General features: G+C 70.3%; 19 protein-coding genes and 2 tRNA genes. 5 read left to right on the top strand and 16 right to left on the bottom strand.

The annotated features are described in order from the left end of the window. Positions 1-99 precede the first annotated feature (99 nt). The 8 genes from NP095_RS05080 to NP095_RS05050 all read right to left on the bottom strand — a co-directional run bounded on the left by NP095_RS05080 (position 100) and on the right by NP095_RS05050 (position 5,240). Complete coding sequence (locus tag NP095_RS05080) at positions 100-465, bottom strand: hypothetical protein (protein WP_232417070.1); 366 nt, start codon at positions 463-465, stop codon at positions 100-102. A gap of 579 nt (positions 466-1,044) precedes the next feature. Next, entirely contained in the window at positions 1,045-1,353 is a 309-nt protein-coding gene (locus NP095_RS05075) for a hypothetical protein (protein ID WP_232417071.1), read from the bottom strand. An 82-nt stretch (positions 1,354-1,435) separates the two neighbouring features. Beyond that, the gene (locus tag NP095_RS15295) at positions 1,436-1,648 is read right to left on the bottom strand and encodes an RNA polymerase sigma factor (RefSeq protein WP_404801102.1); all 213 of its coding nucleotides are present in this window, start codon (positions 1,646-1,648) and stop codon (positions 1,436-1,438) included. Between the two features lie 186 nt (positions 1,649-1,834). Then, a tRNA-Glu gene (locus NP095_RS05070) sits at positions 1,835-1,910 on the bottom strand. Between the two features lie 42 nt (positions 1,911-1,952). Continuing rightward, positions 1,953-2,024, bottom strand: a tRNA-Gln gene (locus NP095_RS05065). A gap of 97 nt (positions 2,025-2,121) precedes the next feature. Then, positions 2,122-3,591 (bottom strand): glutamate--tRNA ligase, encoded by a 1,470-nt coding sequence (gene gltX, locus NP095_RS05060; protein WP_232417072.1) that lies wholly within the window; start codon positions 3,589-3,591, stop codon positions 2,122-2,124. Continuing rightward, positions 3,584-4,363: a fumarylacetoacetate hydrolase family protein gene (locus NP095_RS05055; protein ID WP_232417073.1), complete on the bottom strand. Its 780-nt coding sequence runs from the start codon at positions 4,361-4,363 to the stop codon at positions 3,584-3,586. Before NP095_RS05055 ends, gltX begins: the two co-directional genes overlap by 8 nt. Before the next feature lie 10 nt (positions 4,364-4,373). Continuing rightward, a complete protein-coding gene (locus NP095_RS05050; RefSeq protein WP_232417074.1) occupies positions 4,374-5,240 on the bottom strand; it encodes an NAD(P)/FAD-dependent oxidoreductase in 867 nt (288 codons plus the stop codon). Positions 5,241-5,294: 54 nt separating this feature from the next. Between NP095_RS05050 and NP095_RS05045 the strand changes: the two genes are divergently transcribed. Beyond that, positions 5,295-5,720 (top strand): MerR family transcriptional regulator, encoded by a 426-nt coding sequence (locus tag NP095_RS05045; protein ID WP_232417075.1) that lies wholly within the window; start codon positions 5,295-5,297, stop codon positions 5,718-5,720. Positions 5,721-5,730: 10 nt separating this feature from the next. On the opposite strand, the gene NP095_RS05040 is transcribed toward NP095_RS05045, so the two are convergent. The 3 genes from NP095_RS05040 to recO form a co-directional block, all read right to left on the bottom strand. Beyond that, positions 5,731-6,603: an NAD(P)/FAD-dependent oxidoreductase gene (locus NP095_RS05040; protein WP_232417076.1), complete on the bottom strand. Its 873-nt coding sequence runs from the start codon at positions 6,601-6,603 to the stop codon at positions 5,731-5,733. Between the two features lie 234 nt (positions 6,604-6,837). Then, the gene (locus NP095_RS05035; RefSeq protein WP_232417077.1) at positions 6,838-7,593 is read right to left on the bottom strand and encodes an isoprenyl transferase; all 756 of its coding nucleotides are present in this window, start codon (positions 7,591-7,593) and stop codon (positions 6,838-6,840) included. Further along, positions 7,593-8,321 (bottom strand): DNA repair protein RecO, encoded by a 729-nt coding sequence (gene recO / locus NP095_RS05030; protein WP_232417078.1) that lies wholly within the window; start codon positions 8,319-8,321, stop codon positions 7,593-7,595. The genes NP095_RS05035 and recO overlap by 1 nt, the downstream gene beginning before the upstream one ends. A 53-nt stretch (positions 8,322-8,374) precedes the next feature. Here recO and NP095_RS05025 point away from each other — a divergent pair, with 53 nt between their 5' ends. Then, positions 8,375-9,307, top strand: a complete 933-nt coding sequence (locus NP095_RS05025) for a pyridoxal-phosphate dependent enzyme (protein ID WP_232417079.1) — start codon at positions 8,375-8,377, stop codon at positions 9,305-9,307. Between the two features lie 9 nt (positions 9,308-9,316). On the opposite strand, the gene amaB is transcribed toward NP095_RS05025, so the two are convergent. Together amaB and NP095_RS05015 are read right to left on the bottom strand one after the other, a co-directional pair. Further along, on the bottom strand, positions 9,317-10,819 hold the full coding sequence (gene amaB, locus NP095_RS05020; protein ID WP_232417080.1) for an L-piperidine-6-carboxylate dehydrogenase: 1,503 nt from the start codon (positions 10,817-10,819) through the stop codon (positions 9,317-9,319). Beyond that, a complete protein-coding gene (locus NP095_RS05015) occupies positions 10,816-11,895 on the bottom strand; it encodes a saccharopine dehydrogenase family protein (RefSeq protein WP_232417428.1) in 1,080 nt (359 codons plus the stop codon). Before NP095_RS05015 ends, amaB begins: the two co-directional genes overlap by 4 nt. A gap of 54 nt (positions 11,896-11,949) precedes the next feature. On the opposite strand from NP095_RS05015, the gene NP095_RS05010 reads away from it, so the two are divergent. Next, positions 11,950-12,858, top strand: coding sequence for a LysR family transcriptional regulator (locus NP095_RS05010; RefSeq protein ID WP_232417081.1), 909 nt, complete (start codon positions 11,950-11,952; stop codon positions 12,856-12,858). Positions 12,859-12,970: 112 nt separating this feature from the next. After that, positions 12,971-13,684: a hypothetical protein gene (locus tag NP095_RS05005; protein WP_232417082.1), complete on the top strand. Its 714-nt coding sequence runs from the start codon at positions 12,971-12,973 to the stop codon at positions 13,682-13,684. Positions 13,685-13,872: 188 nt separating this feature from the next. Here NP095_RS05005 and leuA read toward each other — a convergent pair whose 3' ends face one another. Continuing rightward, positions 13,873-15,567, bottom strand: coding sequence for a 2-isopropylmalate synthase (gene leuA, locus NP095_RS05000; RefSeq protein WP_232417429.1), 1,695 nt, complete (start codon positions 15,565-15,567; stop codon positions 13,873-13,875). A 257-nt stretch (positions 15,568-15,824) separates the two neighbouring features. Here leuA and NP095_RS04995 point away from each other — a divergent pair, with 257 nt between their 5' ends. Beyond that, positions 15,825-16,805 carry a glutathione S-transferase C-terminal domain-containing protein gene (locus tag NP095_RS04995; protein ID WP_232417083.1) on the top strand — a complete coding sequence of 327 codons (981 nt, stop codon included), beginning with the start codon at positions 15,825-15,827 and terminating at the stop codon, positions 16,803-16,805. Position 16,806: 1 nt separating this feature from the next. Here the strand turns inward: NP095_RS04995 and NP095_RS04990 are convergent, their stop codons facing one another. Further along, positions 16,807-18,933 carry a transglutaminase TgpA family protein gene (locus tag NP095_RS04990; RefSeq protein WP_232417084.1) on the bottom strand — a complete coding sequence of 709 codons (2,127 nt, stop codon included), beginning with the start codon at positions 18,931-18,933 and terminating at the stop codon, positions 16,807-16,809. Next, positions 18,930-20,069: a DUF58 domain-containing protein gene (locus NP095_RS04985; protein ID WP_232417085.1), complete on the bottom strand. Its 1,140-nt coding sequence runs from the start codon at positions 20,067-20,069 to the stop codon at positions 18,930-18,932. The genes NP095_RS04990 and NP095_RS04985 overlap by 4 nt, the downstream gene beginning before the upstream one ends.

Raw genomic sequence — 20,069 nt, 5'->3', positions numbered from 1 at the left:
ACTTCTCATCGCATTCAGATCCGTTGCGCTGAACTGACCAGCCGTTCACGTCGAGCGATCCCCTGGGACGTCACCGTCCGGAGCTTGCGATCCACGCCTTCAGCGCTCACACCACTCCTGCGCACGGGCGATCTTCATCAGCTCGGTGATCTTCGGTTCGCTGAGATCGGTCTTGAGGCCTCCGGTCAGGTACGTAGCGGCCATCCGCTCGACGTTCGGCACGTCATCGAGCATGGCAACACACGTCGAGCGCATCGCCTCCGCCACGCGATCCGGCTCCACCTCGATGCGGGGAACGACGGCTTGGACCTCGTCAGCCAGGACCGCCTGCTGAGCGTCGGTCGGGTAGGCGACCGTTCGAGCGGCCGATTGAGTCGCCCGCTCTTGCGCTGGTTCAGACTCGGCCGAACACCCGTACGTCGAGCCGAGCAGGATTGCTGCGAACACGACCTTGCGCTTCCCCACGACACCCCCTTTGACGACCATCAAGATACCCGTCAAGCGCCGCTTGGGCGGGCGGACAGCCGATCAACTCAGGCTGGCGGGAACGCTGCCGCGAGTGAGCGATGAAGGCTCTCGATCGCGTCAGAGTTTCTCTCGACAATCGGGTCGGCGACCGGCTCCGTGGCGAAGACTCGTGGCGTGGAGCTGCCGTCGCCACAGTCGCGGGTTGGTACGCCATCGGGCAACTGTGGTGACTCCAGCGTTCGATCACCGAGGTGAAGCACGATCCCCCGAGAACGGCATCGCTGCGCGGCGTGAATCCCTCCAGCCTGAACTGCCGGCATCCCCAGACATGAGAAAGGCCCCGATCCGTGAGGATCGGGGGCCTTTTCGCTGGTAGCCCCGACGGGATTCGAACCCGCGCTACCGCCTTGAGAGTTCGTTCAAGGAGTGTAAGAACAACGTTGGAAAGTGACCTTTGCGCAGGTCAGAGGCACTTTGGATGGTCGGGCATCGTTGACGGAATCGAGCGATTTCGTGGCCCCGCGTGGCCCCAGTGTGGCCCCAGCGATCTTCGCCGTCCTGTTTCGGATCGGTCGCTCAGAAGTCCTCCGGGCGAATGCCAATCCGCTCTCTCTCAGAGGAGACGAGCTCCGAGGCTACCCAATCGATGCCATACCGATCGCCGTGGAGCTCGATGAAGCCATCCAGCATCTCCGCCACATATGTCCACGGCGGATAGTCCTCGATTCGCGTCTCCTTCTCCCCAGATCGCCAGACAATCACGAACCACACCCATGGTTGCTTGGTCCTCGGCGCAAATGGCGTGACGAAGGACCAGACCTCGCTCGCAATGTGGCCGACGAACTCCCCGTCGCGCGTAAGGACGGCGAGCCCGCCCTCGAACACGGCAAGGTCGGGTGGCACAACGAATTCCCGTGGCTGTCGCCTTCGGCCGAACCCAAAAACATCATGACTCTCCTAGATCACTTCACACTCGCTTGGGATGCCTCACGCACGTGGGACCGCCGCGCCACAACTCGAGAAACGCCATCGCCGCGACATCCTCGGCATCGTGACGCGAGGCACCCCTGCGCAGCACGTGGGCGAAGACGCGGTCTCGATGCCGGTCCCAGATCAGCACGAACGACGAAGCGTCTCCCTCGAGAACGCGCCCCCATACAGCTTCGTCCGTTTCGTCCATCACAGCTGAGTATGTCCGGACACGACCCAAAGGTGGCATTTACGAGCGAGACACGTCTCGACTCAAAAGGGCCAGGAGACGTGTGCGACCCAGACGCAATCTCCGATGTGGCCCCAGCGCCTTCGACGGGAAATGAGAAACGGCCCGTGGTTCCAGGTAAACCTTGGAACCACGGGCCGTTCATGCTGGTAGCCCCGACGGGATTCGAACCCGCGCTACCGCCTTGAGAGGGCGACGTGCTAGGCCGCTACACAACGGGGCCAGCAGTGAGTAACGCTATCAGATTGCTCTGCGAGCGTTCTCGCTGGGGTACTAGGACTCGAACCTAGAATGGCGGTACCAGAAACCGCTGTGTTGCCAATTACACCATACCCCATGGGGGTATCAGATCAGTGCCTCTCGGTACCTCTCCGAACCAAGAGATCACTTTACCGGACACCCTTGCGCGGGCCCAAACCGGGCCCGCGCATCGGTCACAGGACCGCGTCGAGACGGGCCAGAGAAGCCTCGCGTCCCAGCAATTCCATGGACTCGAACAGCGGCGGCGAGATGCGCTTGCCCGTCACGGCGACGCGCACCGGACCGAACGCGAGACGCGGCTTGAGGCCGCGCTCCTCGACCAGCGCCTGACGCAGCGCCGCCTCGATCGACTCGGTGTTCCACTCACCCACGCCCGCGAGCGCCTCACGGGCCGCCTTGGCGACCTCGAGGCCGTCCTCGTTGAGCTGCTTGGCCGCATCGTCGGGGTCGACGGTGAAGTCGTCGCCGGCGAACAGGAAGGCCAGCATGTCGGCGGCCTCGGTCAGCAGGTTGCTGCGCTCCTGGACCAGCGGCGCGGCGGCGGTCACGAGATCGACATCCACGCCCTCGGGCAGGTACGGCAGCAGCCGCTTCACGAACTCCTCGGGCGACAGCATGCGCACGTGGTCGCCGTTGATCGCCTCGCACTTCTTGAGGTCGAAGCGCGCCGGGTTCGGGTTGACCCGCTCGATCTCGAAGGCGGCCACCATCTCGTCGAGCGAGAAGATGTCGCGGTCCTCGGCGATCGACCAGCCCAGCAGCGCCAGGTAGTTCAGCAGGCCCTCGGGCAGGAAGCCCTGGTCGCGGTAGCCCAGCAGGTTCGACTCGGGGTCGCGCTTGGACAGCTTCTTGTTGCCCGAGCCCATGACGTACGGCAGGTGGCCGAACCGCGGCGTGAAGCCACTGCCCACACCGATCTCGGCGAACGCCTCGTACAACGCCATCTGACGCGGCGTGGACGAGAGGATGTCCTCGCCGCGCAGCACGTGCGTGATGCCCATCAGGGCGTCGTCGACCGGGTTCGTCAGCGTGTACAGCGGCTGACCGTTGGCGCGGACGATGACGAAGTCCTGGACGTTCTCGGCGCCGAACGTGATCTCGCCACGGACGAGGTCGTCGAAGGTCCAGTCGCGCTCGGGCATCTTGAACCGGATGACCGGCTGGCGGCCCTCGGCCTCGTACGCCGCCTGCTGCTCGGGCGTGAGGTCGCGGTGCAGTCCGTCGTAGCCGCTGGGCTTGCCGGCGGCGCGAGCCGCGTTGCGGCGCTCCTCCAGCTCCTCGGCGGTGTCGTAGGCCTTGTAGGCGAACCCGGCGTCCAGCAGGCGCTGCGCGACGTCGGCGTAGACGTCCATGCGCTGGCTCTGGCGGTACGGACCGTTCGGGCCGCCCACCTCGACGCCCTCGTCCCAGTCCAGGCCCAGCCACCGCATGACGTCGAGCAGCAGGTCGTAGGACTCCTGCGAGTCACGGCTGGCGTCGGTGTCCTCGATGCGGAACACGAAGCGGCCGCCGTTGTGCCGAGCGAACGCCCAGCTGAACAGCGCCGTGCGCGCCATGCCCACGTGCGGGTTGCCGGTCGGGGACGGGCAGAAGCGTGCGACCACGTCGCTGCCCGTCGCGGTTGTCCATCGGGTCTCAGTCATCGGCCACCACCGGGTTGGTCAGGGTGCCCAAGCCGTCGATCGTCACGGCCACGTGGTCGCCGGCCTGCATGGGGCCAACTCCCTCGGGGGTGCCGGTGAGGACGACGTCGCCGGGCAACAGGGTCATGAAGCTGGTCACGTACTGCAGGATCGAGGGGACGTCGAAGACCATGTCCGACGTGTTCCCGTCCTGCTTGATCTCGCCGTTGAGCGTCGTGCGCACGCGCACGTTCGACGGATCGAAGTCGGTCTCGATCCACGGGCCCAACGGGCAGAAGGTGTCGAAGCCCTTGGCGCGGGCCCACTGCCCGTCCTTGGACTGCAGGTCGCGGGCCGTGACGTCGTTGGCGACCGTGTAGCCGTAGATCACCTTGGGGGCGTCCTCGAGCGTGAGGTTGCGGCAGATCCGGCCGATCACGATGGCCAGCTCGCCCTCGAAGTGCAGGTCCTGCGTCTGCTTCGGGTAGAAGATCGGCTCGCCGGGGCCGATGACGGAGGTGTTGGGCTTCAGGAAGATCAACGGCTCCTGTGGCACCTCACCACCCATCTCGGCGGCGTGCGCCACGTAGTTCTTGCCGACGCAGACGACCTTGCTGCGCGGGATGACGGGCGCCAGCAGGCGCACGTCCTCCAACGGCAGCTTCTCGCCGGTCAGCTCCAGTGGAGCGTAGAGGGGGTCTCCCTTGAGAGGAGCGATGATCGGTGTGTCGCCATCGGTTCCGACGACCCCGTAACGGGGGTCGTCGTCGCCGGCGAATCGGGCCACGCGCATGGGCTCCAGACTACCGAGCGTCGCTCCCCTCGGCCGACTCGACCGCCTGCGCCGCCAGGAACCGCACGACACTGGACGCAGCAACCTGCCCGGCGGCCGCGGCCAGCAGCACCGAGGCCATCGGCATGGGCAACTCGGGCACGTGCGCCAGGTCACCGCCGGCGAACACGCGCGGGTGACTGGTCTGGCCGAGGACGTCGATCCGGATGCAGCCCGAGGCCAGCATCTCCAGCCCCACCTGCTCGGCGAAGGGCGAGGACTGCGTGAAGCCCGGATGCAGGAAGAGGCCCGCCACCGCCACCGGCGCGGCGGCCTCGCGGTGCACGAGGACGCCGTCGGCGGTCCGCTCGATCTTGGTCACCTCACCGTCACCGAAGCGCACGACCTCCGAGCCGATCGGGTCGAGCATCGCCACCATCATCGGGATGTGGGGTCCATCGCCGACGAGACCGATCACCCGGCCCGCGAGCTCGTGACCGTGGCAGAACGGGCACGTGGCGACCTCGAGGCCCCACGCCTCCTCGAGCCCCGCGATGGCCTGCAGGTCGTCCCGCAGGCCGGTCGCCAGGACGAGGGTGCGGGCCTCGATCGCTTCCTCATCGGTCTCGGCGACGAAGCCGTCCTCGACCTCACGGACGCGCTGGACCGTCGTCTCGCGCACCTCCACCGTCTCGTAGGCGACGAGGTCCTCGCGAGCCAGGCGCCGGATCTCCGCGGGCGCCCGTCCGTCGTGGGTCAGGAAGTTGTGGGCGTGCTCCACGGCGTCGTTGCGGTAGTGACCGGAGTCGGCCAGCACCACCGTCCGGTGCATGCGGCCGAGCGTGAGTGCGGCCTGCAATCCGGCCGGTCCGCCGCCGATCACGAGTGCGTCGTACATGGTGTTCCCCTCTCGATATGGAATATCGAGACGAGCGTGCGACTTCAGGTTGACATGAAGTCAAGTCAGTCGATCGGCGACGTCGCCGCGCGGTTCGGGATCGAGACCCATGTGCTGCGGCATTGGGAGGACGTCGGCCTGTTGCGGCCCGCGAGGGACGGAGCCGACCGGCGCCGGTACGGCGACGACGACCTGGTGCGCATCGCGGTGATCCTTCGCAGCAAGGCGGCGGGAATGTCGCTCGACCAGATCGCGGTGCTGCTCGACGAGGAGGCGCCGTCACGACACGAGGTGCTCGAGTCCCACATCGCCGACCTCGACCGTCGGATGAGCGAGATGGAACGGTCCCGCGCGATGACCGAACACGCCCTGCGCTGCCGATCCCACGACATCACGCAGTGCCCACGGTTCCGCGGGTTCGTGGCCGACGTCCTGGCGGGTACGGCGCACTGGTCGGTCGACGGGCCCGTCACGGCCTGATCCTGCGTGGTCAGTCCGCGTCGGTGAACGGGTTGCCCTCGTTCTCGGACTTTGGGTTCGCGAGGAACCGCACCGCGCTGGCGCCCGCCGCCTGACCCGCCGCGAGTGCCGCGAGGATCGACGGCATCGGCACAGGCAACTCCTCGACGTGCGCGAGGTCTCCCGCCGCGAAGACCCGTGGATGACTCGTGCGGCAGAGTGCGTCGACACGGACGCAGCCCGACGACAGGATGTCCAGCCCCAGGTCCTCGGCGAACGGCGCGGCCTGGGAGGTGCTCGGGTGCAGGAACAGCCCGGCCAGCTCGACCGGGTCGCCGTCCGGTCGATGGGCGAGCAGGCCGTCGTCGGTGCGCTCCACCTTCGTGAGGTCGTCGCGACCGAAGGTGATGACCTCGGACCCGATGGGAGCCAGCATGGACTCGAGCTCCCCGATGCTGGGCCCGTCGCCGAGCAGGCCGATGGGGCGGTCAGCGAACTCATGGCCGTGACAGAAAGGGCAGTTGGCCACCTCGGCGCCCCACGCGTCGGCCAGGCCCGGCACGTCCGGCAGCTCGTCGCGCATCCCGGTGGCCAGCACGAGCGTGCGCGCCTCGACCGGCTCGCCGTCCGTCTCGGCCACGAACCCGTCCCCCGTCTCGCGGACGCGCTCGACCGTGCCCTCGCGCATCTCGACCGTCGCGTAGTGCTCGAGGTCCTCGCGCGCCAGTCGCCGCAGCTCGGCGGGGGCGCGGCCGTCGTGCGTAACGAAGTTGTGCGCGTGCGCGACCGGGTCGTTGCGGTACTGGCCCGAGTCGATCAGCAGCACCGTGCGGTGCATGCGGCCGAGCGTGAGCGCCGCCTGCAGGCCCGCGGGTCCACCGCCGATCACGAGTGCGTCGTACATCTGGTCTCCCTCTCGTTCGTGTGACCAGAGGTACCCGCGACGGCGAATCCGACACCACCTCGGCGACACGGGACGTGTGGCACTGCTCACCGAAGGCCGCGGCCTGGGCGGTGCGCGCCTCACGGCACGCGAGATGTGTAGCGGTGTCCACCGGAAATGGGCCGAAACGGCCAAGAACGGGTGGCTAACGCTACACATCTCGCGGGGCGGAGCCCTGACGACGGCGGCGTGAGGTTAGGCGGAGCCGTAGCGACGCTGCCGGGTCGCGTACTCCTCGACGGCCGCCCAGAGGGCGCGGCGGTCGACGTCGGGCCAGGCGATGTCGCTGAACACCAGCTCGGCGTAGGCCGACTGCCACGGCAGGAAGTTGCTGGTGCGCTGCTCACCCGAGGTGCGCCAGAACAGGTCGACGTCGGGCATCCACGGCTCGTCGAGGTACCGGGCGAACGTGGCCTCGGTGATCTTGTCCGGGTTGACCCGGCCAGCCTTCACGTCGCGGGCCAGGGCGGCCGCCGCGTCCGCGATCTCGGCGCGGCCGCCGTAGTTGACGCACATCGTCAGGGTGCAGACGGTGTTGTCCTTCGTGAGCTCCTCGGCCGTCTCGAGCTCGCGGATGACGCTGCGCCACAGCCGCGGACGACGGCCGGCCCAGCGGACCCGGACGCCCAGCTCGTGCATCTCGTCGCGGCGGCGGCGGATGACGTCGCGGTTGAAGCCCATGAGGAACTTCACCTCTTCGGGCGAGCGCTTCCAGTTCTCGGTGCTGAAGGCGTAGGCGCTGACGGCCTTGACGCCCACCTCGATCGCGCCCTCGACGACGTCGAAGAGCGCGGCCTCGCCGGCCTTGTGGCCCTCGGTGCGCGGCAGCCCGCGCTCCTTCGCCCAGCGGCCGTTGCCGTCCATGACGATCGCGACGTGCTGGGGCACCTGCTCGGGGGCAAGGCGCGGGGCGGTCGCACCCGAGGGGTGCGGGGTGGGCTTTCGGGGCATCAGCGATCCACGTGTGCGAGAGAGCGCAGTCCGCGCTCGAGGTGCCAGGACAGGTAGTTGGCGACGATGCCGCCGGCCTCGCGCCGGGTGCGGTCGTCGGCCAGGGCGACGGAGTTCCAGTCGCCCACGAGCAGGGCCGCCAGCAGGGCCACCGTGGTGGCCGCCGGGACGGAGGAGCCGGGGACGCGGCAGGTGTCGCACAGCATCCCGCCCGAGCCGGCGTGGAAGTGGCGGTGCGGACCCTCCAGCCCGCATCGCGCGCACCCGTCGAACGAGGGGGCGTAGCCGGCGATCGCCAGCGATCGCAGCTGGAAGGAGTCCAGCAGGACACCCGGCGGCTGGCGGTGCTCGGTCAGGGCGCGCAGGGCGCCGACGAGCAGCTGGTACTGGGGCACCGACGGCTCGGCCGTGTCGGACACGAGCCGCTCGGCCGTCTCGAGCATCGCCGTGCCGGCCGTGTAGGCGCCGTAGTCCTCACCGAGGTGCGAGGCGAAGGGATCGATCGTGACGACCTGGGCGACGATGTCGAGGGTGCGCCCCTCGGCGAACTGGACGTCGACGTGCATGAAGGGCTCGAGCCGGCCGCCGAAGCGGCTGGACGTCTTGCGGACACCGCGGCCGACGGCCCGCACGACTCCGCGACCGCGCGTGAGCATCGTGACGATGCGGTCGGCCTCGCCCAGCTTCTGGGTGCGCAGGACGACACCGGTGTCGCGATAGGTGCCCACCGCCCCATTCTGCCCCAGCCACGGTCGCTCTTCGGTGTGGCACGCTCGGAGCCATGGACCTGAGCGATCGGCCGCGCGCCCACCTGGGTCTGTGGCCCACTCCCCTGCAGGACGTCGACGGGCTCTGGATGAAGCGCGAGGACCTGAGCGGCTTCGGCTTCGGCGGCAACAAGGTGCGCAAGCTCGAGTTCCTGCTGGGCGCGGCGCTCGCCCGGGGCCAGAGCCGCGTCGTCACGTTCGGGGCGCTGCAGTCGAACCATGTGCGCGCGACCGCCGCCGCCTGCGCCCGGCTGGGCCTGCGCCTGGACGCCATCGCGGTCGAGGCCGTCCGGCGCACCGACGTGGACTACACCGCCTCGGGGAACGCCTTCCTCACCGAGCTCTTCGGCGCGACCCGGCACGTCGTGCCCGACGACGACGCCGCGGGAGCGCTGGCGCTCCAGCTGATGGCCGAGCACGGCGACGACCTCGCGGTGATCCTGCCCGGCGGGTCGGACCGGATCGGCGCGCTCGGCCACGTGGACACCGCGCTCGAGCTCTACAGCCAGTTGGAGTTCGACCCGCACGAGGTCGTGGTCGCCGCCTCCACGTGCGGCACGATGGCGGGCCTGGTGATCGGACTGGCCGCCGCCGAGGTCGACACGGTGGTGCGCGGAGTGTGCGTCTACCACTCGCGGGAGCAGACCGAGGCCGCGCTGCGCGACCTGCTGATGCAGACCAGTGACGAGCTGGGCGTGCCGGTGCCCGACGACGACCGATGGATCCTCGACGACACGCAGTTCGGTGACGGGTACGGGATCCCGACCGAGGCGGGCCTGAACGAGATCCACCGGGTCGCCACGACCGCCGGGATCACGCTGGACCCGGTCTACACGGCCAAGGCCTACGCGGCGCTGCCCGGCGATCCGGAGCTGCGCCGCCGCACGGTGTTCCTGCACACCGGCGGCGGCCCCTCCCTGTTCGCCTACCGCTCCGCGCTGGGCTGACGGGATCCGTCAGCCGAAGTCGACGCCCTGGGCCAGCGGCAGCTCGGTCGAGTAGTTGATCGTGTTGGTCGCCCGGCGCATGTAGTTGCGCCACGCGTCCGAGCCGGACTCGCGCCCGCCTCCGGTCTCCTTCTCGCCGCCGAACGCGCCGCCGATCTCGGCGCCCGAGGTGCCGATGTTGACGTTCGCGATGCCGCAGTCCGAGCCGGTCGCGGAGACGAACAGCTCGGCCTCGCGGACGTCCATCGTGAAGATCGCGCTGGACAGGCCCTGGGCCACGCCGTTGTGCAGGGCGATGGCCTCGTCGAGGTCGCGGTACGTCAGCACGTAGAGCAGGGGCGCGAAGGTCTCGGCCTTCACGATCTCGGTCTGCGCGGGCATGTCGACGATCGCCGGGTGCACGTAGTGGCCGCCCTCGATCCCCTCGGCCGTGGTTCCGCCGGTCAGGACGGTGCCGCCGTCGGAGCGGGCCTGGTCGATGGCCTTCTCGAAGCCCTGGGCCGCCGAGGCGTCGATCAGCGGGCCGACGAGCGTGCCGCCGTCCAGCGGCGAGCCGATCGGCAGCGTCTCGTAGGCCGCCACGAGCCGCGAGACGAGCTCGTCCTTGATCGACTCGTGGACGATGACGCGGCGCAGCGAGGTGCAGCGCTGGCCGGCGGTGCCGACGGCCGAGAACACGATGCCGCGGACCGCAAGGTCCAGGTCGGCGCTCGGCGCGATGATCGCCGCGTTGTTCCCGCCGAGCTCGAGGAGGGTCCGGCCGAGCCGGGCGGCGACCCGCGGGGCCACCTCCTTGCCCATGCGCGTCGAGCCGGTCGCCGAGACCAGCGGCACGCGCGGGTCGTCGACCAGGGCCTCGCCGACCTCGCGGGCGCCCACGACGACCTGCAGCAGGCCCTCGGGCGCACCCGTGCGGCGGGCCGCCTCGGCGGCGATCGCCCGGCACGCCAGCGCGGTCAGCACCGTCTTCTCCGACGGCTTCCACACGACGCTGTCGCCGCAGACGAACGCCAGCGCCGCGTTCCAGGACCACACGGCGACCGGGAAGTTGAACGCGCTGATGACGCCCACGACGCCCAGCGGGTGCCACTGCTCCATCATCCGGTGGCCGGGACGCTCGCTGGCGATCGTCAGGCCGTGCAGCTGGCGCGACAGACCGACCGCGAGGTCGCAGATGTCGATCATCTCCTGCACCTCGCCCTGGCCCTCGGAGACGATCTTGCCCGCCTCGATCGTGACGAGGGCGCCGAGATCGTCCTTGTGCTCGCGCAGCAGCTCGCCGAGCTCACGGACGAACGCGCCGCGTGCCGGCGCGGGCACCGTGCGCCACTGCTCGAAGGCGGCGTGCGCCTCGCCCACCTTGTCGGCGACGGAGGCGGCGGTGTCGGCGGTCAGGCGGCCCAGCTCGGAGCCGTCGATCGGGGTGCGGCAGACGATCTCGCCGTCGGCGCTGAACGCGACCGGCGCGCCGATCCGCTCGAAGATCTCGGTGACGTGCTCAGTGATGCTCATGCATCGACCTTTCCATGGGTCTCGAAGAGTCGGCCGGAGTGCGTGCCCAGCAGGTCGTCCAGGGAGATGTCCTCCTGGCGGACGAAGCCGCTCGCGGGGAGCCGGCCGCCCGCCACGAGCTCGACGACGGCCACGGCGCTGGCCGCGGTCGTCCAGCTGATCGCGCGCCAGGTCTGGCCGTCGATGTCGATGGGGTGGTACGCCCGGACATGGTTGCGGCGGTACGGCTGGCCCTCGAAGATGCCCTCGACCGAGGCGTGCAGGTAGACGACGTCGTCGTTGACCGGCGGCTTCGCCTCGACCAGGATCCGGCCGACCAGCTCGCGCTCGTCGCGCAGGTTCAGCTCCTCGAACAGGAAGTGCATCTGGCGGAAGTGGCCCGGGTACCGCATCGTCTTGTAGTCGAGCCGCTGGACGCGGCCCTCGTAGGTCTGGCACATCGTGCCCAGGCCGCCGGACGTCAGCGCCGCCTCGAGCTCGACGCCGCCGATGAGGACGCGCTCGGTCTCGGTCATGGCCGGCACCATGCGTCGCTCACCGGCGCGCACGACCTCGCAGTCGTTGAGGTACTCGTTGACGACGCCCTCGGCGGACCAGTTGAAGGCGTAGCCCAGCAGGCCGGTCGGGTTCTGCGGCAGCGCGCCCACCTTGAGCTCGATGCTGCGGATCGAGTCGAACGAGGCAGCCAGGCTCGCCCCGACGATGCCGACGAGACCGGGCGCCAGCCCGCACTGCGGCACGAAGGCGCTCTTGGCGTCGGCCTTGGCCAGCTCGATGACCCGGTTCGTGGTCGGGACGTCCTCGGTGAGGTCGAAGTAGTGCGCGCCCGTGTCGTGCGCGGCCTCGGCCACGGCGATGTTCAGGTGATACGGCAGGCACGAGACGACGGCGTCGACCCCGGCGAGGGACGCGCGCAGGGCGTCCGCGTCGCTCACGTCCAGCACCCTGGTCTTCAACGACGGGATCTCCCGTTCGCGGGAGTCGAATCCCACGACCTCGAAACCCGCGCGGGCGAGCAGGTGCGCGACCAGCTCTCCCACCTTGCCCAGGCCGAACACGGCGACGCTCTCGATCATCACGTTCCCATCGTCCTGCCTGATGGGGCACACTGTCCACCATAAGTTGTGCTTATGCCTCAGGAGGCCTCGCCCGTGAAGGACCTGCCCGATCCGACTCGCCTGCGATTGCTGGTCGACGTGGCCCACCACGGGTCCATCGCCGGCGCCGCGAGGTCGAACGCGATCACCGCCTCGGCCGTCTCGCAGCAGCTCACGACGCTGGAGCGCGAGTGCGGCGTGCCGCTGCTCGAGCGACTCCCCCGCGGCGTCGCCCTGACCGCCGCCGGCGAGGTCCTGGCCGAGCGCGGCCGTGCCCTGGTCCGCCTGCTGGAGGCCGCGCGCGGCGACATCGACGGCTTCGACGACCTGCTCGTCGGCCGGGTGCGCATCGGGACGATCGCCTCGGCGGCGCAGGCACTGATCCTGCCCGCACTCGCCCGGCTCGGCAGGGAGCATCCGGGCATCGACGCGACCGTGACGGTCGCCGAGCCCCAGTCCAGCCTGGCCGCCCTGCACGAGGGCCGCATCGACCTGGCTCTCGTCGACGTCTACGAGCACGCGCCGATGGCGATCCCGCCGCGCGTCACCGCGACCACCGTCCACCGCGAGCCGCTGGTGCTGATCGGGCGTGAGCCGTTCGCGCCGGGGACCACGCTGGCCGACCTCGCCGACGAGCGCTGGGTCATGCCGCCCGCGGACGCGGCGTGCGGCCAGGCCACGCGCTATGCGTGCCGCCAGGCGGGGTTCGAGCCGCAGGTGCGCTGGGAGACCGACGACATGCAGTTGCTCTCGCAGGCGGTCGCCGCCGGTCAGGGCGTCGCGCTGCTGCCCCGCCTGGCCATCGACGTGGACCGTCCGGGCCTGCACACCGCGGTGCCCACGTGTGCCGAGCTGGGTCGTGAGATCCGTGCGGTCGTGCGCTCAGGCGAGCGGGAGCGACCGCTCCTGCACGCCGTCACCGACGCGCTGCCGCGGGGCTGAGCCGCGGGCGGTACCCCCCGATTCCGGGGGATCACACGGTGCGCGATTCGTGGAAAAGTCGGTGCGGGTCACCTGACCCACGCTGCCACGACCACCATCTGAGGGAATCATCTTGCGCACTGCTCGACCGATCAAGGCCGCCGTCACCGCCGTCGCCACCACCGCACTGCTCACGCTGAGCGCGTGCGGCTCGGACGGGGACTCCGACAAGGACGAGACCAGCGAGGTCCAGTCCGAGGCCTCCGAGGCGCCCGAGTCCGAGCCCGCCGCCGACGAGGCCGCTGCCGCCTCCGGCGACCAGCCCGCCTGGGCGGGCCCGGTGACCACGAAGGGCGACAAGATCACGAGCTTCAAGGTCGGCGACGTCAACGTCGACGTCTACCAGGTGGGCACCGCGCCCGCGCCCAAGCAGGGCAACTGGGTCGACCCCAAGACGAACAAGCCGCTGATCGCCAAGGGCGACCCGCTGGTGTTCGTCAACTACGTCGTCACCAACAACGGCGACTCGATCGACCTCGGCTCCTCGCTGGTCAACATCTCGCCGCGGTACGACGACTGGCAGTACGCGCAGGGCATGGGCGGGATCACCGACAACGCCCTCTTCGAGGCCCAGGGCGTCAACACCTCGGCCGTCAAGCCGGGCGGCTACCAGGAGTCGAACGTCTACACACTCGGCGCCGGCCAGCAGTACTCCTACGGCGAGAACTTCCACCAGCAGGCGGGCTCCAAGATCACCTTCGAGGCGACCATCGTTCCGGTCGACGCCGAGGGCGAGCTGCTGCACGACCAGCGCATCGAGGGCCAGGGCACCGGCACCATCAAGTGACCCAGCCCCGACACGGTGACGTCCCGCCAACGGGGGGTGGCGGGGCGTCGTCGTGTCGGGTCAGACGTCCGTGAGGACGTCGCGGCGCTAGGGACGGTCCGCCGTCTCGGGGCGGACGGTCCAACGACTCGGGGCGTTGACACACCACAGGTGTGTCAACGCCCCGAGTCGTCATGTCCCACGGACGCTCAATGCGTCGGGATCGTGGTGGCCTCGGCCCGGTTCGCGGCGCAGACGACGGCGTGCAGCGAGGCGGTGACGATGTTCTCGTGGATGCCCACGCCCCACACGACCTCGCCGGCGATCTCGCACTCGACGTAGGCCGCGGCCTTGGCGTCGCCACCGGAGCTGAGGGCGTGCTCGCTGTAGTCCAGCACCCGGATGTCGGCGCCGGCCTGGCGCATGCCGTCGACGAACGCCGCCACGGGACCGTTGCCCTCACCCTTGAAGGAGCGCTCCTCGCCGCGGACGACCAGGTCGACGACCTGCTCGTCGTTGCCGTCCTCGCTCGTGACCGAGCTGTATCGCGTGAGCGCGTACGGCTCGTCGCGCTCCAGGTACTCACGGGTGAACGCGCCCCAGATCTCCTCGGGCTGGATCTCGCCGGCCTCGCCCTCGCTCATCGACTGGATGGCGCGGCTGAACTCGATCTGCAGGCGACGCGGCAGGTCCAGCTGGTGCTCGGACTTCATGATGTACGCGACGCCACCCTTGCCGGACTGGCTGTTGACGCGGATGACGGCCTCGTACGTGCGGCCCACGTCATGCGGGTCGATCGGCAGGTACGGCGCCTCCCACGTCATCTCCGAGACCGGAACGCCCTGCTCGGCGGCGCGGCGGTCGAGGTCCTCCAGACCCTTCTTGATCGCGTCCTGGTGCGAGCCGCTGAAGGCGGTGTAGACCAGGTCGCCCGCGTACGGGTGGCGCGGGTGCACCGGCAGGTTGGTGCAGTACTCGACCGTGCGACGGACCTCGTCGATGTCGGAGAAGTCGATCTGCGGGTCGATCCCCTGGCTGAACAGGTTCATGCCCAGCGTGACCAGGTCGACGTTGCCCGTGCGCTCGCCGTGACCGAACAGGCAGCCCTCGACGCGGTCGGCGCCGGCCATCATCGCCAGCTCGGTGGCGGCGACGGCCGTGCCCCGGTCGTTGTGCGGGTGCAGCGAGATCGCGACCGCGTCGCGGCGGCTGATGTTGCGGCTGAACCACTCGATCTGGTCGGCGTACGTGTTCGGCGTGGCCATCTCGACGGTGGCGGGCAGGTTGAGGATGATCTCGCGGTCGCCCTCGGGCTGCCAGACGTCCATGACGGCCTCGCAGACCTCGATGCTGAAGTCCAGCTCGGCGGAGGTGAAGATCTCGGGGCTGTACTGGTAGCCGAACGCGGTGTCGCCCAGCAGCTGCTCGGCGTACTTCATCACCAGCTCGGTGCCCCGCGTCGCGATGGCGCGGCACTCGTCGCGGTTGACGTCGAACACCACGCGGCGGAACAGCGGCGCGACGGCGTTGTACAGGTGGACGTTGGCGCGCGGCGCCCCGACCAGCGACTCGACGGTGCGCTCGATCAGGTCCTCACGAGCCTGGGTCAGGACCGAGATCGTGACGTCCTCGGGCACCGCGTCGCCCTCGATCAGCGAACGGACGAAGTCGAAGTCGGTCTGGCTGGCCGACGGGAAGCCGACCTCGATCTCCTTGTAGCCCATGCGCACGAGCAGGTCGAACATGCGGCGCTTGCGCGCGGGCGTCATCGGATCGATCAGGGCCTGGTTGCCGTCACGCAGGTCGGTGGAGAGCCACCGGGGAGCCTGGGTGATCTGCTGGCTGGGCCACGTGCGGTCCGGCAGGTCGATGGGGGCGAACGGCTGGTAGCGCCCGAACGGCATCGGCGAGGGCTGCTGGGGCGAGACGGGGTTGTTCTTCACGGAAGGATCTTTCCTCGGGGGCTCGACGTCGAGCGGTGGTCAGCGGTCGGATGTGCCGAACTCCGCGCCGAGGGGTCCGACCTTCAGTGGACCTCGGCGCGGCGACGAAGGAGCCCGCGGAGCAGGCTCGACTCGAGAAGATTCGCGATCCGCATGATGCGGTCAGCGTATCACCGGCGTTCGGGGCACGTTCCGGACTCGGTGGCTAGGGTCGAAGCATGGCCGACGACTCCCCCCTCACCACGTCCGGTTCGTACGTCAAGGCCGGCGCGGCCTTCGATCGCGACATGAACTACATCCCCGACCGGATCACCCGCACCGGCGGAGCGCCGGTCGACGACCGCGCCGGAACCGGCAAGCCGCCCGTGGCGGACGCACCCACCTGGCCCGTCGAGCCCGGCCGCTACCGGCTCATCGCCGCCAAGGCGTGCCCGTGGGCGACCCGCGCGCTCATCGTGCGCGACCTGCTGGGCCTGCAGTACGTCATCGGCGTCGGCCTGCCGGGCCCCACGCACGATGCCCGCAGCTGGACGTTCGACCTCGACCCCGGCGGTGTCGATCCCGTGCTGGGCATCGAGCGGCTGCAGGACGCGTACTTCGCGCGGTACCCCGACTACCCGCGTGGCATCACGGTCCCGGCGATCGTCGAGGTCGCCACCGGCGCCGTCGTCACCAACGACTTCCCGTGGATCACCCACGACCTGTTCTTCGAATGGAGCGACTTCCACTCCCCCGACGCGCCTGACCTGTGGCCCGCCGAGGTCCGCGACGAGATGGAGGACGTGATGCTGCGCGTCTTCACCGAGGTCAACAACGGCGTCTATCGCTGTGGCTTCGCCGGCTCGCAGGAGGCCTACGACTCCGCCTACGAGCGGCTGTGGACCGCGATGGACTGGCTCGAGGAGCGGCTGGCCGATCGCCGCTACCTGATGGGCGAGCAGATCACCGAGGCCGACGTCCGCCTCTTCACGACCCTCGCGCGCTTCGACGCGGTCTACCACGGTCACTTCAAGTGCAACCGCAACCAGCTGATCGACATGCCGAACCTGTGGCGTTACGCGCGGGACCTCTACCACCAGCCGGCGTTCGGCCAGAACACCGACTTCGAGCAGATCAAGCAGCACTACTACGTCGTGCAGACCGACATCAACCCCACGCAGATCGTGCCGCGCGGCCCCGATCTGTCCGTCTGGGACTGACTCAGCGCAGCAGCGATCGCGGGGCGATGCGGGCCAGCCACCTGGCCCGCCGCCCGCGGGACGCCTGCAGCGACTCGACGACCTGCTGCGCCTCACCCACGTGCGACCGCGTCGCGACGCTGCCGGCGTAGCGGTCCTGCTCGACCGCACCGACGACCCGGTCCATCGCGGCCGCGTCCACTCCGTACGTGCTCAGCCGGCGGGCGAATCCGCGCGGTGTCTCGCTGGGGTCCGGCTCGATGCCGAGGTCGCGCGCCGTGTCGGCGATCTCGGTCCACAGCGGCTCGCTGGCCGACTGCCCGGCGGTCCAGCGCCGGCGGCGGCGCAATTGCCGGACCACGGCAGGCACGGCGCCCAGGACGGCCAGCACCACGACCGCCACGAGCGCCGGACGCCACGTCGCGGTCGGCGCCTCCTCGGCCTGCTCGCCGGCCTGGTCGTCGCCGGGGTCGAGGCCCCGTTCCGAGCCACCGCCGGCCTCGGGCACCTCGGCATCCGTCCCCGGCAGGTCCTGGGGCTGGGCCTCCTCGGCGAACTCGGTGGCCTCGCCGACGCCCGGCGTCGCGTCGAAGCCGATCCAGCCGATGCCCGGGAAGTACGCCTCGGTCCAGGCGTGCAGGTCGTCGGAGTCGACGCCGTAGGTGGTCCCCTCGGTCGTGCGGCTCAGCAGGTTGTCGCCGGGGGCGTAGCCGACCGCGACCCGCGTCGGCACGCCGACGATCCGCCCCATGACGGCGAGGGTGGAGGCGAAGTGGACGCAGTATCCCGACTTCTTGCGCAGGAACTCCTCCATGACGTCCAGACCGTTGCCGTCGTACCCGTCCTCGACGGGCGCCTCCACGGAGTACGAGAAGTCGTCGCGGAGCCAGTCCTGCAGGGCGACCATGCGGTCGTAGTCGGTGCGCGCGCCCGCGGACTTCGTCCGGGCCAGACGGTTGACCAGGTCCGGGACCGCGCGGGGAAGGGTCCGATAGACGTCCAGCCCGGGCCCGGCCGCAGCCGCCGCGCGGATCTGCTCGGCCGTGGGCTGCCGGTCGACGCTGGTGACCGTGTACCGCTGGTCCTCGGTGGTCGTGCGGTCTTCGCCGCGGACGGTGCTGCCGTCGCGGAGCCAGCGCCACTGCCCCTCCAGTCCGCGCACCCGGGTCGCCGGGTACGGCACGGGCAGAAGGTTCGAGCGCAGGCTGTCGATGCGGACCCGTGTCGAGATGTCTCGCGTCTCGATGCCGTCGTCGAGGTCGTCGATCCCCTCGATGTCGGCATCGCCCAGCACAGGGCTGGGCCCCCACGTGCGTCCGGTGAACTGGCGCAGGGTCGCGACCTTGAGGTACTGGCCCTCGCCGGCGTCGGAGGTGTAGGTGAGCACCCGGCGCGGCGTGGACTGGCGCAGGTTCTGGCCCAGCTCGATCATCGGGTTGATGCCCGCGCCGAAGACCTCGCTCTCGCTCACCCCGAAGTCGCTCGAGGTGGGGTCGATGTCGGGACCGAGCACGGGCAGGGCCAGCGCGACGACGAGGGCGCCGGCGCCCGTCAGGCCGGCGGCTCGCGTGGGCAGGTGACCCACGTGCGGCGACTCGGACCACCACAGCCACAGCCACGCCGCCGCGGCGCCCAGGAACACTGGCCAGCTCGGCATCTGCATCGAGATGACGCTCGGGACGACCAGCATCGTGGCCCACAGCAGGCCCAGCAGCGGCACCCGCCAGGTCTGACGCGCGACGGCGTCGGCCAGGACGAACGTGACGAGGAAGGTCACGGCGATCAGCAGCACGATCGAGTCCGGCGGCGTGATGGGCGCGACCTCCTCGAGGATCACCGAGCGTGACCGGCCGAGCAGATCACCCAACGCGGTGAGCGACCGCGGCGTCGGCAGCCCGAGGACGGTGGCGCCCGGGACGAACACCCAGACGAGCATCAGCACACCGGTCAGGGCCGCCACCGGTGTCCCCCACGCGGGGGCGCGGAGCCGGACGACCGCCGTGACGGCCGCGACCGGAACCAGCACCGCGAGCACCGTGAGCGCCCAGCGGTAGCCGTCCAGCAGCGGCGCGAATCCGGCCAGGAGGACGGCCGAGGCGACGAGGACGACGAGGGTGTCGCCGAACTCGTCCACCCGTGACCGGCTCATCGCGCGATCACCGCCATCGTGTCCTCCCAGATCGTGGCGAGGTCGTCGTTCGGGTCCCGGACGACGACGTGCCAGCCGGCGCCCACCAGCACCGACCGGGCCGCCTCGGTGGTGGAGCGGGCGACGAAGGCGATCGTGTCGCGCGACGGGACCTCGGCGACGAGGCGGTCGGCGGCGGCGCTGTCGAGCGCGCCGGTCAGGACGATGGTGGTGCGCTCGCGGCTCGGGACCACCGGGGGCGACGCGTCGGGCTCGGCCAGGGCCAGCGTCACGAGGGCGTCCTGCACCCCGTGACCGGACTCCAGCGAGACCAGGGACGGCCCGCTGGCCAGGTCGACGTCGAAGCCGCGCTCTCCGTAGTGCGCCACGATCGAGGCTGCCGCCGAGACGCTCCACTCGAAGCCCGCGTGGTCGTGCACCCGCGGATCGGCGTCGAGGACGACCAGCATGGTGGGCCGCACCTGCGACTCCTCCTGGCGGACCATCGGCTCGCCGTGGTGCGCCGTGGCCTTCCAGTGCCAGCGCTTGAGCGCGTCGCCCGGCAGGTAGGGCCGCGCGATGACGTCGTCCTGGCCCAGGCCGGAGGCGGCGCGGAGGCGCGTCGTCCCCTCCATGGCGCCGGCCGGCCCGACCCGGACACCCAGCGCCTGACGCCTCGGCAGGACGACGAAGCGGTCTCGCCCACCGGCGCTCAGGGAGCGCTCGACCAGACCGAAGGCGTCACCGACCACGACCGAGAACGGGCCGATCTCGTGGCTGCCCCGGCGCCGGCCGCGCACCTCGTACGCGAACCGGACCCGGGACGACTCCGCGACCGGGACGGTCCCGGTGGCCGTGCCCAGGACGGCACTCGGCACGCGGTCGCGCCACCGGCCGGTCACGACGGGGACCCCCGACCGAACCGCCAGGTCCAGCACGACCTCGACCGGCTCGTCGGGCTCGACGATCGCGGGCTCGATCGTGCGCCGCAACTCGAGCCGGGGGCGGGCCAGCACCGCCAGCAGCAGTGCCACCGCCACCAGCCCGGCACTCAGGCCGGTCACGTAGAGCAACGCGGGGATCCCGGCCAGGAGCGCGAGCGACAGACTCAGCGCCGCGGTGGCGATGAGGGCGACGGACCGGCCGGTGAGCCACAT

It is taken from the genome of Aeromicrobium duanguangcaii (assembly GCF_024508295.1).
Lineage (GTDB): Bacteria > Actinomycetota > Actinomycetes > Propionibacteriales > Nocardioidaceae > Aeromicrobium > Aeromicrobium duanguangcaii.
Note: the sequence above shows the minus strand (reverse complement) of the source record. Positions and strands in the feature narration are given on the sequence as shown.